Annotated in this window: 6 protein-coding genes; 3 read left to right on the forward strand and 3 right to left on the reverse strand. The window is 62.5% G+C overall.

Annotation, left to right across the window (positions count from 1 at the left end; genetic code table 11):
- Position 1 precedes the first annotated feature (1 nt).
- The 3 genes from TSACC_RS05775 to TSACC_RS05785 are packed head-to-tail and all read left to right on the forward strand — an operon-like array spanning position 2 to position 9,089.
- Positions 2 to 3,274 (forward strand): hypothetical protein, encoded by a 3,273-nt coding sequence (locus tag TSACC_RS05775; protein WP_075078442.1) that lies wholly within the window; start codon positions 2 to 4, stop codon positions 3,272 to 3,274.
- Positions 3,274 to 6,606 carry a hypothetical protein gene (locus tag TSACC_RS05780; protein ID WP_075078443.1) on the forward strand — a complete coding sequence of 1,111 codons (3,333 nt, stop codon included), beginning with the start codon at positions 3,274 to 3,276 and terminating at the stop codon, positions 6,604 to 6,606. The genes TSACC_RS05775 and TSACC_RS05780 overlap by 1 nt, the downstream gene beginning before the upstream one ends.
- A 2-nt stretch (positions 6,607 to 6,608) precedes the next feature.
- Positions 6,609 to 9,089, forward strand: a complete 2,481-nt coding sequence (locus TSACC_RS05785) for a glycoside hydrolase family 38 N-terminal domain-containing protein (protein ID WP_075078444.1) — start codon at positions 6,609 to 6,611, stop codon at positions 9,087 to 9,089.
- Between the two features lie 85 nt (positions 9,090 to 9,174).
- Here the strand turns inward: TSACC_RS05785 and TSACC_RS05790 are convergent, their stop codons facing one another.
- The 3 genes from TSACC_RS05790 to TSACC_RS05800 are packed head-to-tail and all read right to left on the reverse strand — an operon-like array spanning position 9,175 to position 14,000.
- Positions 9,175 to 9,723, reverse strand: coding sequence for a sodium:solute symporter family transporter (locus TSACC_RS05790; protein ID WP_075078445.1), 549 nt, complete (start codon positions 9,721 to 9,723; stop codon positions 9,175 to 9,177).
- Positions 9,724 to 9,743: 20 nt separating this feature from the next.
- Positions 9,744 to 13,190, reverse strand: coding sequence for a hypothetical protein (locus tag TSACC_RS05795; protein ID WP_075078446.1), 3,447 nt, complete (start codon positions 13,188 to 13,190; stop codon positions 9,744 to 9,746).
- A 6-nt stretch (positions 13,191 to 13,196) separates the two neighbouring features.
- Positions 13,197 to 14,000 (reverse strand): alpha/beta hydrolase, encoded by an 804-nt coding sequence (locus TSACC_RS05800; protein ID WP_075078447.1) that lies wholly within the window; start codon positions 13,998 to 14,000, stop codon positions 13,197 to 13,199.
- Position 14,001: the final 1 nt, after the last annotated feature.

Below are 14,001 nucleotides of genomic sequence, written 5' to 3' on the forward strand. Positions count from 1 at the left end.
CATGCGTTTCCTCCATCTTCTTCTGTTCGGAGTCCTTCTTCTGGCGGCCTGCGCCGCAGCCTCGGCGAAAAGCCTGCTCGTGGTCGCCGGAGACAACTACGAGGAGTTTCACACCTTCCGGCACTACATCGATCCCGCGATCAGGCAGAGCCTCGAGAAGGATGGCTGGGTGGTGGGGGAATGCTCATGGGATGCCCTCACCGAGGAGACGCTGGGCCGTTTCCAGGCGGTGATCTTCCTCCAGACCCCCGATACCTTCATCAAGGCCGACAAGGATGCGAGGTTGGGTCGTATGCAGACTCTCCTGCGGGATTATCTCTCCCGTGGCGGCGGAGTGCTCATCTTTCCCGATCTCTTCCGGGGGACGGTGCACAAAACGATCAATGCCTGGCTGGAACCCTACGGCATCAAGGCGCTCCCTCAGACCGTCCAGGAAACTCCCCGCGGCCAGCACCCTTTTGAAGCCTATCCGGCCATGGGCGTGGCTGGCACGGGCAATATCGCCAGGGATGCGCTCACCGATGGAGTCTCGCGATTCGTCTATCCGGAGGGAAATGAATTGACTACGACCTTCCAGGCTGGTGCCGACTGGAGGGTCCTGGTACGCGGGGAGAAGACGGCTCAATCCGTCCCGAACGAGGGCGTGGTGGAATCCGATCCGCTCTTTTCCGAGGAGCCTCCCATCGTGGCCGTGCGGGAGGCCGGGGGCGGCCGCATGGCATACTGGTCGGGACATTCCTCATTTTTCATCCTGAAGCCTTATCACCCCTACTGGGACGAGGGCCGTGTCCTCAAGGAGGGCGACGACCTGCGTCTCCTGGAAAATCTCCTCGCCTGGCTGGCGGGCTCGTCTGCCAGTCAGCTCGGGGGATTCACCAGCGAGGAGCAGACAGGCATCTTTCATTTTGAACAGGCGAGGGAGAGAAACATCTCCCAGGAGCAGCGGATTCCCGGTTCGCCCCGGCGCGGCGTGATTGGGCTGCAATCCCGGCTGAGCGGCGGCTCCCTATCGATCACCGATCTTTGCACGCAGGCCCGGCAGCTCGGGCTCGACTATGTTGTATTCACCGAGGATGCCGCTGCCGTATCGTCCGCCGATGTCTGGGAGGACTATGTCAAAGCCTGCGCCGAGGCCTCGGGTCCGGATTTTCTCGCTTTCCCCGGCGTGCTGGTGGAAAGCCCTGAGACTCATGACCGCGCCGTGGCCTTCAATCTTCGCAAACCCTGGCCGGAAACGCCATGGAATGTTGGCGACTTCGAGTCCTTCGTCCGGATCGGCGTGAACAACGCCTGGCGCGCCTTTTTCGCGCTGATTGATCCAGATGCCGCGCCTGTCCCGCTGGCGAATCAGGGAGCGGTCAATGCGATCGCGGTGGACTCCTCCTCCTCCGACGAGACCCAGGGCAGGCCGACGGCGGCTGGCATCTTCCAGCGTACCCAGCGCGAGATGTGGGGGCTGGCTCCCATCCGGTACCGCAGCGTACGGACGGAGAAGGAACTGACGGAAGCCGCCGAGACCGGCACGACCTTGCTTTACTCGGAAAAATGGGGAGGCGATTTTCGCGTCTCGCAGGACGAGATCACTTTCTCCGCCGTTGCTGACGGTCCGGTGCTGAAGAGCTTTTCGGCCTCCGGCGAAAGCACGTGGACGCCGCCGTTCTCCAGCCGCTACCGGGGACGCGTGGAGATCGAGCACCTCGTGCAGGGGCAGGTCGTGGAGCTGTGGTTCGGCCAGAATCGCATGCGGGCGGTGACCGCCCAGTCGTCCACGGTAGCCTTCCCGTTCAGTTTTGTTGCGGAAGGTTCCGGCCATCTTTTCGTCCGGGTGTTGGATCAGGAAAAACAGACGATTCTCCAGGCATCTGCGCTGAAGTTTGCCAAGGTGCGGTTCAACTCCTTCGTCGGTTCTGATCGCATGAACGGCTATTGGTATCCCGTGCGCGAGGCGAAGCCCGATACGCCGGGGAGTATTTTCATCGAGGGCAAATACGGTGTCATCGGCACCTCGGTGTATCCGCAACTCGCGTGGGGAGATCACTGGCAGTTCCGCTCGGAGAACCAGAACCTGTCGGAGCCGCTGGGATTTGAGGTCGGCGCGCCTCCGGGCACCATCGACCGGATGTGGGCGGGCTTTTACCTGAAGACGCCTGCCGGATGGGAGTCGCTCGCGCCGTGGAGAGGCATGAGCTACTTCAGCTCCGATGCCGCCGTGTGGACGGACTCGCCGATCGCTGAACGCCAGGAAAGCAAAGTGGACGGCCGCAAGGAGATCCGCGTCGAGCGCTCCATGCTCCTCGATCGCAAGACCGATGTCACCGGGTATCGCTGGGACGATCACGCCATCCTCTGGGTTTCTGCCGAGGCGGTCGCCAGGGAGGCGTCGCTACCAGAGGCGCGGGTTCTTGCTCTCAGGTTGGGCGACTCGCGAGGCAAATTCTCCACCCAGTCGATCTTGCGCGCCTCCGGGGAGCTCGAGAAGTCGGGGTTGTCCATCGGGCAGCGATTTCAGCTTCATGCCGGCGACGGCTTCTCGCTCGGGGACCTGCCGATGGGAATGGTCTCGATCTGGGCGCTGCAGGATCTGGATGGCGAGGTATTGGCTGATGCCGACCGTGCGACACTCCAGCTCTTCCCGCCTGCGGAAAGCTGGCCTCCTGCGACGGGCGATCGCGTGACGGCATCCTATCTGGTCGTCATCTCTCGTCATCAATCCGGGCAGCCTCGCGAGCTCGACAGCGTCCGCGCTGCCGTTTTCTCCGACAATTTCTGGCAGGCGGAGGCGGATCGGAAAAAGCCGGCGGGGGATGGGATTTCTCGGTTCCGCCAGCTTGTGTCGCTGGGCGGAGGTGTTCGTGGTGGTTGGGGGACATGGAGCCGCCCGGGGTGCGCCTGGCGGGCCGAGATTCGTGATTTCGCTCCGGGTTCCGGCGTCGGGATCCTGAGTCGCAACGATGGCGGCTGGACCTGGCGGCAGATCGAGACCGCTGGAGAGCGCGGCATGGTGTTTGTGGAGGCCACTACAAAAGAGCGGGCCTTCCTCGGCCAGCCCATCCTGTGCGACATCCCCTCCGTGAAGATCGAGCTCGGAACCCTCGATCCCCAGGGCAAGGCCTGGAAGGTCTCCCTTCACAACCCGACGGCTCAACCCGTCTCCACCAGGCTCCGCGTGCATCCGGACCTGGCCCGCATCGTCAAGATCGACGATCCCGCCTGCACCGTGAAACCCGGCGAAACAGTGGTTCGTACATTGGAACTCAATTCAGAAGGACGTTAATGACTGAACTAAACATCAATGAGTCCGGGCTGGATCGCCTCAACGGCAAAGCCATCCTCGGCGTATGTGCGTCGGGCGTGGCTGCGGAAGCCCGCTTCGCCGTCGATCCCGATTACAAACAGCGCCTCGAGGCCGCCGGGGCGGTGGTGAATCAGGCTTACTACGAGCAGCTCAGCGCGGATCTGCTCAGCCAGCATGATCTGGTCTATCTGGTCGGCTTTCCCAAGACGGACAGCCCGGAGTACATCAGCCTGGTCGAGCGTGAGACGAAGCCTCTTTTGCGTGCGTTCGTGGAGCAGGGCGGCGGGCTGCTCGTGTTTGTCGACGACCACTACGGGAGATTGTTCGAGCCGTTGAATCGCTTTCTGGCCGATTTTCAAGCCGAGGTTTTATGTGAGCCGTTGTTCGAGAAAAACAGCGCCAATAACGGGAAGCTGCCTACTTCTCCCGAGATTGCCACGCTGCGCACGACGGCTCTCAATTTCCGCCATCCCGTGCTGGATGGCGTTCACGAGATCGTTGTGCCCAATGCCTGGCAGGCGGGGGTCTGGCCTCTGCGGCTCGACGCTGGCTGGGAGATCCTGGCGAGCGGTGAGGCGACGGTGGAAAGCCGCGTCCTCTGGCAGGAGCAGGTCGCGACGTTCCGGCAATCGCCGCCCTTCTGCGCTTCGCGCAGGGTGGGGGCGGGACGACTCGCCATTTTCTCCGCACACTCCACCTTCTTTCTGGGCAATGGAATGCATCGCAGATGGGACGGCCATTTCTTTGCCGAGGCCCAAAACGACCGCTTCCTCGCCAATCTCCTCGTCTGGCTCGCGGAGGAGTCAACTCGGAAGCAGGCAACTGCCTCCCTGACTCTCATCGATGAGAACCAGACGATGGACTGGTTCACCTCCGTGCCTCCGGAAAAGCAGCCGATGACATGGCCCGCGCACAAGGGCATGGTCGGTCTGCGCTCCTCGCTGAGCGGGGGCTCGCACTCGGTGGCGGAGCTTTGCCGTGCGGCAAAGGATGCCGGCTTTTCCTGGGTCGTTTTCGCCGAGAAGGAGGAAGAGTTTCCCGATGCCAACTGGCCCCGGCTGGTGGCCGAATGCGAGGCGGAGAGCAGCGAGACCTTCTCCGCGCTGCCGGGCGTGGATTTTCTGGCGCGAAATGATTTTGATAATCGCGGCATCGTCATCCTGCCGAGATTCTGGCCGCGCAAGCTGGAGAACAGGCGGTTCATCATCCAAATGATCGAGGAGGGCGGGGGATTTCTCGTCTTCTCGCAGCCGTCCGCCGCCCATATCCCGGCCTGGAACAATGGTGGTTTTCAAGGAATGGAGATTATTACCTATTCCGGAGAGGGCGAGGTGATCGGAAAGGCCTTTGATCTTTACGAGAAGCTCCAGGCACATGACTGGTTTCAGGCTCCCATCGCCCGCTACCACGTGACGACCCCGGGGCAGATCGCTGCGCTGGCTGTGAGGAAGGGCTTGTTTCATACCTACGCGGCGGCACCCAGCCCGGGCCAGGTGCGCGACTCCCTGCCAAAGATCGAGGGCATGGAATATCAGGAGCTCTTTGTCAGCTCGGGGCCGTTGATCGAGCAGTTCTGGATGGAAGGTCCCGGAATGATCAAGGACATCTGGGAGGGCCGGTATTATGCGTGGTCGCTCGTGCCTGATGAGGTCATGACGCTTCATTGCCGCGTCTCCGGTCCCGCTCCCATTGAGGAGCTCCAGATCTGGGACGACGATCGCGTGTGTGCGGCGCAGCATCCGCGACAGGCCGTGGTCGATTTTGCCCTTCCGCGAGTCAATGACCGGCGATGTCGTTCCTACCGCCTCGTCGCGCGTGATGGCGAGGGCGGCGAAGCATGGTCCACCGCGAGAAGGGTGCGCGGCAGCCGGTTCCAGGCCCATGGGGGCGGCGACCGAATGAATACCTATGGCTCGCATTATTTTCCTCATCCGCGAGGCGAGTTCACGCTCCTGGGCGAGAGATGCTCGGCCAGCGCGACGATGCTCTTTGGCCTGGGCTGGAGACAGCACCAGTTGAACATCTATCCGCCCGTGGCGACTGTCGACTTTCACCCCGAGGGCGGCGAGTGGGGCGCTCCGGCGGGAAGGGTGGAGCGAGTCCACCTAAACCCGGTCATCCAGACGACCGAGGGATCCGAGATCGAGCGGCCGCTGGAGAGCCGCCTCGGCTTTGACTTTGCCTCGCACGAGGCGGCTGTCCTCCACGATGGCATCCATCACTTTGAGGACGTTAATTACACCGCCGCTCTCGATGGCTACATTCCCTATGCGCGTCCCCATCTGGAAAAGTGCAGCCCCGGCGTGGCCCGCTATGGCGAGACTCGCCTCATCGACGCGGAGATGTCCTATCGCTTCGGTCGATGGAGGCCCGAGGGCGGACCTGTCGTGATGCGGATGGATGTCAAGGTCACCGCCAAGAGGGACCTGGAGATCGCTTCCTGCGATGGACTGAGCCTGCGCATCCTGGCGCTGGAGACCGATCTCGATCGCTTTGTCTCCAGCCTCCATCTTCTCGCCCCGGGATCGGAACGGCGGAGTATGGACTACCCTGAGGCATTTTCCCTTCTTCCGCTGGGCGGGCAGGGATATGTCGCCGCCTCCGAGCAGCCTTATGGGAGCTTCGGCATCTATCAAGTGGCTGGCGCTCCGTTTACAGCGCGGGCCGGGAAGGTCTCCGGCCATTGCGAGCTGGAGGTCGGCTGGCAGTTGGAAACAGGAGCGAGATTTGCCAAGGGATACACCTGGTCGGCGAGCCTGCTGCTGGTGATCACCGGCACTCCCAAAGGCGGTGACTATTTCCATCGCCTGCACGAGGCGTTGGCTGATGGAGAGGGCCGATGGACGTTCACCCGGGGAACCCGGGCGGACGCTGGGGCCTATCCGGTACGGGTCGCGGCGACGGATTACGCCGTGGCGTTCCAGCGTGTCGCCTCTCCACAACTGAACGAGTGCGGGGTGGGCGAGTTGCTGGAGGTTTCCGGTCTGAAGGATAACTGGTCCGTGCTGGCCTTTGATCGGCAACGCGGTGGCCGGCCTCTCGGCTGCGCGCGGGGAGTTGCCTACTGGACCCTGCCGGATTTTGACCTGGAGGCTGTCGTTGGGCATCCCGTCATCTCCGAGTGCGAGGACCTGGAGATACAGGTCGTTCCCCGGGACGGAGGGCTTCAGATCTGGACCCACAATCCCACCTCCCAGCTCGTGGAAAGCGGCATCCGTACCAATCCCGCCTTCCCGGCGCTTTCCCGCTTCCTGCAAACCCTCTCCCTGCCCCCCGGCGCTTCTCAGGAGACTTTCATCCCTCTTCATTGATCATGGCCACGAATCTCGACCGCCCTCAGCATCTGGAAACCTGGATCGGACATCCGCACGGGTTGCGCCTTCGCCGCCATCCGCGTCAGGCCGAGGCCATGCGTTTTCTCGATGAATTCCCGATGGTCATCCGGTTTTCGGAGATCATCGAACGATCGGGCCTCGCTCCCTCCGCCCAGCCGACGCTGCGGGTGGAAACCCTCCCGGCCTTCCGTCAAAGCTCCGTCGGGTTGACGGTGGAGCTGCGTCTGGAGATTTCCCTGCCGGGCTCCGGCCCCGAGCCGAGGATGGCAAAGATCACCGCATCGACGCCCGAGGCGGAGGTGCAGGAGTTTGCGGTACTTCGCGCCGGGAAACGCCAGGTCGTGACCTTTCCGTTCCCGGAGTTCGCCGAGGCCGTCGACATGCATGTCTCGGTCGAGATTCGCGACGAGGGACGTGTCGATACCGTCGCCCGGCTCGTCCCGGAGAAGAAGTGGACATTTCACGTCGCCTTCCAGACCCACCTCGATCTGGGGTGGACCGATCGCGCCGATCGCGTGATTGCGGCTCTCCGCAAGATGACCTCCGTGGATGCGGTGGATATCTGCCGGGAGTTTGGTGACCGGCCGGAGGGCCAGAGGTTTGTCTGGACCTGCGAATGCAGCGAGGCTCTGCGCTACGCCTGGGAGGGTGGCGATGCCGCCCAGCGCAAGGCGCTCCTCGAGTGCATCGATCGGGAGCTTATCCAATGCTGCGTCCTGCCCTTCACCTTTCACACCAACCTCATGTCGCGACGGCTGCTCTCGCGGGCGATTCAACGGAGCTTCGAGCTTCGCCGTGAGATCGGGGCCGAGCACATGCTCGACCTCAGCGTCGCCCAGCAGAACGACGTGCCCGGTCACAACTGGGTGCTCCCCGATTTACTGGCCGAGGCCGGAGTGCGACGCGCCGTCCTGGGCCACAACTGGCTGGTCAAGGGCTGTCCCCTCCCTCCGCTCTTTCGCTGGAGAGGCCCGGATGGCGGCGAGGTGCTCGCCCTTTCCACGACCTGTGTGGACTATGGCGGCGCCTCCGGGCTGCCTGCCGATCCCAGGGACTTGCGAGGATTGTCGAGGAACAACCCCGACGGAGCCGACATCGCTGGCACGGCGCTGTTTCGATCCATCACCTATGGCGAGAATTGCGGCCCGGCCTTTGCCTCTCGCGAGCTCGGGAGCATCACCCGGTGGCAGGACGAGTTTGTCTGGCCCAGGCTGAAGGTCGGTGGTCCCAAGGACTATTTCAACCATCTGGAGACGGAGATCGATTACGGATCACTTCCCATCGTCGATCGCGAGATCAGCGACTGGTGGCTCGATGGACCGGCCAGCATGCCGACCGCCATGGGGAAATTCCGTCGCGCCCAGCGCATCTTTGATCTCGGCGCGTCCAGCCCGGATCTTGAGGAAGACCTCACGCTCTTTGCCGAGCACTCCTTTGGGCTCAATGCCCAGTTGGTCAAGGTGAAGGCGGCCGAGGCGGGTTGGCGCATCGACGAGGGCTTCGAGGAGTACATCGCCTCGTGGCATGACAAGGAGGCCTACGCCGACGACGCCCTGGCGGAAGCCCGCTCCCTCGTGGAGCATTCCGCCGCGTCAGGCAGTTTTTCTCCGGAGGAAAACGTCGGGTCCTGGGAGATCGCTTCCGATGAGCGCGGCCTGGTGCGGCTCACGGACCCCGAGGGTACGACATGGGTCGATGCCTCGGCCGAGCCGGACCTCCCCCGCTTTGGCAGCCTGATTCAGAAATTCCTTCCCCGGGAAACCGGCAGCTGGTTTCACCATGACCTGCCTTTTGCTCCGAATCAGGGCATCCATGCGGCCAGGGTGATTTCCTCGGACTCCGACGCTTCCGCCCTGGTCGTCCGCCAGACGCTGAGTTCTCCCGCGGGAGCTATCGACGACATCAGCCTGCGAATCGAAAATGTCGGGGAGACCGGAATCCTGCGCACCGAGTTGATGATCCATGGCAAGGAGGCGACGGCGCAGTCGGAAACTCTCGCGCTCGCGCTGCCCCTTCTCGTTGGAAAGCCTGTCTACTCGGGCGACGTCGGCGGACGTATGCTGCGCGTGGACACGGATCAACTCCCGGGAGGCAATCGCGACGCGCACGCCTTCGGCCTCGGCTGGATGGTCGAGGATGGGAGCAAGCGGCTGCTCGTCAGCTCGCCGGATGTTTTCCTATGGCATTTCGGCGGATTGTGGCACGGAAACTTTAACCGGCGCGAAATGCCGCGCACCGGAGAAGTCTATGCCCACCTGTTCAATAACGCGTGGCAGACCAACTTTCGTGTCTGGATCGAAGGCGAAATGTCCTTTGTCTTCTACATGAAACACCTCGGCCAGGATGAGGCTCCGCTTCCGGCTCTGGAGAAAATGGCTGGCCTGTGGTGGGACGAGCTTCCGCGAAAAGCTTCGGGTGTGAAACCAGCGTTTCGCGCCCCGCAGACAGCTACCGTCTAGTCCATCTCGGGACTCACCGTGAGCGGGCATGGATTCCATGCCCGCAGCTGCGCGGGCGAGGGTTCCCTCTAGTGACGAGGCGACACTAGTGACGGGGGGAATTGCCTGCGCCCGTTTTGATCGCGGCCTCACCGAGGTTGTGATGGGCCACCACGGTACCGTCGTCGAGATGGTTCACGCGCTGGGAGCCGAGGAAGAAGGTGAGGAACCGCGCTCCCACCACGGGAATGACACCGAAATTTGCCAGGCCTGCGGCGAAGCCGAGAAAACCCGTGAAAATGCGGAAGCGCTTGCTGTAGCGAATCTCAAAAAACTGTGCCAGCGTGAGCGCGCGGGTTTCGCGGAACCGGTAGACAACCCATCCGCTGATCCCGACGATGAGCGTCACCGGAATGCTCAGCCATTCCCACCACGTCAGGACGAATCCGGACTTGGAGATACGCTCAAACATCGCCACGAAGACGACCGCGCCGACGCCCTGCTCGCCCTTGGCCACGGCGAGGAGATAGCGTCCCGCGAGGCGACCGCCGGAGAGAAAATCCGCCACGCTCTTCATGAAGCGGTGCGAGTAAAACCCGACGACCAGCAGGATCAAGAGCGGGATGGTGATGATGAGCCAGTCTATCCAGTGCATGATTGGCGATGCGTGCCGCGTTACGGGAGGTTGAGCAATGGGCCGGCCTTGGGCTGGCTGACCTGCCCGAGATCGAGAGTTTGCTTGAGGTATCCGGCATCGTTGTCCAGAACCGAGAGGTTCAGGCGCAACGGCTGCGAAGGCAGGGAGGACTTGGCGATCGTGATGTGATAGGTGATGCGGGCGATGCTGGTGGATTCCTCGCGCTGAATGGCAAAGGTTGCCTCTTTGGAGCCGATGCTGGCTGCGCTCCCGTTGACGAGTCCTCCGGTCGCATCGAGAACGGGCTTGCCGTCTGCGCCGGCCAGCACGAGGCGCACGGCGTCGTTTTGAGGCAGTTGGTCACTCGTGGATGCCGCTGTCATTCTATCGTCCATGACACTGAGAAAGATGTGGAGGCTCTCCGTGGTCTGGCGCGTCCACACGATGGCGGAGAGATCCTTCTCACCTGTGTACCAGCGGCTCTGGTCCGGCTCCTTCACCCAGAGATTTGTGAGTTCGGAACTGCCGAGTAGCGCGAAGGGCTCCAGCGGCAGCCAGCCGGCTGGCTGGTCTGGATTCGCGATGTCGCCGAGAGGGGGCACGGGACCCTGGACCTGGAAGGGAATGTCCGTGCGGGCGATCTGCTGACCGGCGCTCTGGATTGATACGGTCAGGCGATCCGGGTCGACTCCTCCCGAGGTGAAGATCGCCAGTTCCTTCGGTCCGGCGTAATCAACGACCCATCCGCCGCTCCCGCTGAATCCGGTGACGGCGATCGTATTGCGTCCCGCGTGGAGAGGAAGAGTGAAGGTGTGACTGCCAAAGTCTCCACCGCCATGCACCCGGTCGGTCGTGGTGTCGTAGAGCTTCTTTCCATTGACGAACCATGTCATCCAAAAGTCTGGGCTCGCAGCGCAGCGCAGTTCCGTGGCGGTGGGTGAGTCAATATAGGCAAAGGCCGTTCCGGGTCGCCACTCCGAGAAGCCGCCCGCGATCTTGCCAAAGTTGATCCTGTGATCCGGGGTCCATTGAAATTCACCCGCTGACATTCCGCTCTTGGTGAGTAGTTCGTCAGGGACGCTGGAGAGTTGTGCCGGAGTGAGCGTGGTTCCGTCGACATCGAGGAAAACCCTCCACCAGACCGGGAGGCTGAGCGGGGTTTCTGATCGGCCGAGCGCGACCGAGACGGGGACGGTGGCCGGCTGGTTCAGGGGCAGGGTGAGAGCAGAGTCCTTTGGAGTCGCCTCGATGGCGACGCGGGCATGCGGGGCCACGGTGACCTGGACGTCGAGAGGCTTCGCCGTCGGATTGAAGAAGGAGAGCGTGACCGGGTTGGTCGTGCTGGTGAGGAGAGGCGTGTCGAGGTTGGCACGGAGGAGGGGTGAGAGCACGTCGACCGCGTCCGCACCATCGGGAGAGGTCCACGCGAGATAGACGGGGTCGGGGCCGACCGGGAACGAGGCGACATTGCCGGACATGACTTCCACCGGCAGCGTGTTGCCAAACATGTCGTAGAGTTTCACATCTTCCACCTTGGAGTCCGGCGTCGCGAGGCGAACGAGGAGCGTGTATTTCGCGGCACGTTCGCAGAAGGCCAGCACCGTCTTCCGTCCATCAGGCGCACCTTTCTCGTTCCGGCCCTCAAAGAGGTATCCATTCACGCCCTCGGCTCCGGATTTCCCGGCAAAGTCCAGCAGCCGGACAAACTGCTGATGCCGCAGGCGCTCGACCATGGTGCGATAGCTGAGAACGGAAGGCCGCGGTTCGATGACATGCTCGGTCATGCCGTAGCCGCCCTCGTGCCCCTCCATCATGACGAGGCGGAAGTACATCAGGAACGGCTCATGGACCGACTGGGCAAAGGCGGTCTTCTCGACCACGGTCCGCGCCTGGTCCATCAGCGTGGAGTGATCCGTGCCCATGTAGCCCGACTCGGTCTCGATGAAGGGCATGTGGTCCTTCCCGAATTGCCGAGCCGTTTCGCGGATGCGTTCATACGCCATCCGCTCGGCCTGAATGCCCGGTCCATGACCGTGATAGCCAAAGGCATCGATGCGCTTGGTGTCGATAAGCTCCAGAAACTCCCGCGAGCGCTTCTCACCGATGTCATGAACGAACGACAGGCCGCCATTCATCACGACGGTTGCGTCTCGTGGCAGGCCTGCCTCTTTCGAGCCTTCCTTGATCGCGTCGTACATGGCGTAGAAGCTCTCGAGGAAATCCGGGATCGAGTTCGGATAGAAAAACGGCAGGTCAGGTTCGTTGCCGAGCTCGAAGAAATGATATTTTCCCGGGCCTTTTCCGGCATGCTTGAGCGAGAGCTTCTTGAGGAAGGCGACCTTCTTTTCCAGCGCGGTGGCGCGCTTGGCGGGGTCCTTGTCCTTTGGGGGATCGACCATGATCATAGCCTGGAGATCCTGACTGGCCAGGATTGCCAGCGCACGCGACGCGTCCTCCACCGTTTCCTTCATGTCGATGTTGTAGGGATTGCGCAGGATGTCGACTCCCATCAGCCGGTAGTAGGTGAACATCGCTGGCGTATGAGTGGCGTGCTGAAAGTTGTTCGCCGGATCGAGGCCGTAGAGATATTCCCCGTCGCGAGCTTTGGTGAGCGCCGTATCGGTAATCACTCCCAGGCGAAACTTGCGTGAGAGGATCGGCTTGTCCGGCGAGTCCGTTTGTCGGATGTCGAGGATGGCCTCATAGGGGCCGAGGGGAAGCTTGGCGTGGTCGAAGGTGAAGCGCAGGTTCTCGGCGCCTCCGGCCGGGAGGCTCAGCTTGCCTTCCTCTTTTTGCACCGGCGCGCTGAAGCTCGATATCTGGAGCGTGTAGCTCAGGGAGCAGGGAATGCGGGCATGGTTCTTCAGCGGAATGGTGAACTCCCGGGAACCTCCGCGGGTGAAGAGAAGCACGCCTCCCTCCTGCGGACCGACGATTTCCCCGACGCGCAGCACACGGCGCCAGTTGACGTTTTTATCCAGATCGTAGCCGATGATCCGGACGTCCTTGACGGAAAGCGCATTGGCCGCCGAGAGCGTGAGATCGTTCTTTCCGGTGGGAGCGAAGTCATTGAGCTCGATCTTGCGGGTGTGCCACTCCTCCGGGTTGCGGCCCGGCATGCGCTCCTCGACGAGATTGCTGAATCCGCTGCTGGTGGAGGCATCCAGATTGAAAAGGACCGAGGGCGCGGTGCGGAATGTCGTCTCGATGTCGATCACCGGGTATCTCCCGGCGAGGTAATCCGGATCACTCACGTGGAAGCGGAAGGCTCTCTGCCAGCCCTTGTCGGGATCGCTGCCATGCTTGGCCGCCCATCCGCCTGCTGCATCAGGGGCGAGCCTGGTCCTGTCGACCTCCAGGCCGGAGCTTTGGATCGTCTGGTCAAAGACGACCTCCAGGGTCTTGGTGCTCTCAGCCGATGCCCATCCGGCGAGGCTCTGGCTGGCGAGGAGGAAAAGCGGGAGGAGGCGACGAGGCGACAACATGGGTGTTTAGCTGGGTAGAGTGGCTGGGAGGGAAGCGGGCGAGATGGTACGTTGAAAAAAAGCGGGCATTTCCCTCGAGACGTCTGGGTGACCCCAATTGCGGTGGTCCATGCTCTCCTGCAAAATCAGATGGGAGGGGACTCCGGTCTCTCGCAATGAGGCATCAAAGTCTTGCGACTGCCGGGCAGGGACCACGTCGTCGATCAGGCCGTGGATCAGGAGAAATGGTGGCGCGCTTGCCGACAGATACGTGACCGGGCTGGCAAATGCCGCGCGCTGGCAGCGCCCCGGTTCGTGGCCGAGCAGGTCATCCTCTGCGCCATGCTTCCGGTGTCTGGCCAGGGTGAGGAAGTCGAAGAATCCCGCCACGCAGCAAACCGCGTCGAGGCGGCTCGAGTATCCGAGATTCTCTCCCTCATCGAAAATGGGGAGGGAGTTTGTCACTGCGCACAACGCGACGAGATGTGCTCCGGCAGAGTGCCCCCACGCTCCGATCTTGTCAGTGGCGAGTCCGTAAGTCCGACCGTTTGCGCGGAGCCAGCGGATCGCGGCTTTCACGTCGCAGACCTGGGCAGGAAATGGGAAGGCGGGGAGCAGTCGATAGGTGATGGTCGCCACGGCGAAGCCCCGGGCGATCAGCGCATCGACCTGGACGGTGTCCTCCTTGTCACCACTCCGCCATCCGCCGCCATGCACATACAGAATCACCGGGCATGGCTCCTCTCCCTCCGGGCGGTGAATGTCCAGGAGCAGCGAGGTGCCTTGGGGGCAATCGTAGGCCAGATCGCGAAAGACGGTTGCAGCGGACACA

Source organism: Terrimicrobium sacchariphilum (assembly GCF_001613545.1).
GTDB classification, from domain to species: domain Bacteria; phylum Verrucomicrobiota; class Verrucomicrobiia; order Chthoniobacterales; family Terrimicrobiaceae; genus Terrimicrobium; species Terrimicrobium sacchariphilum.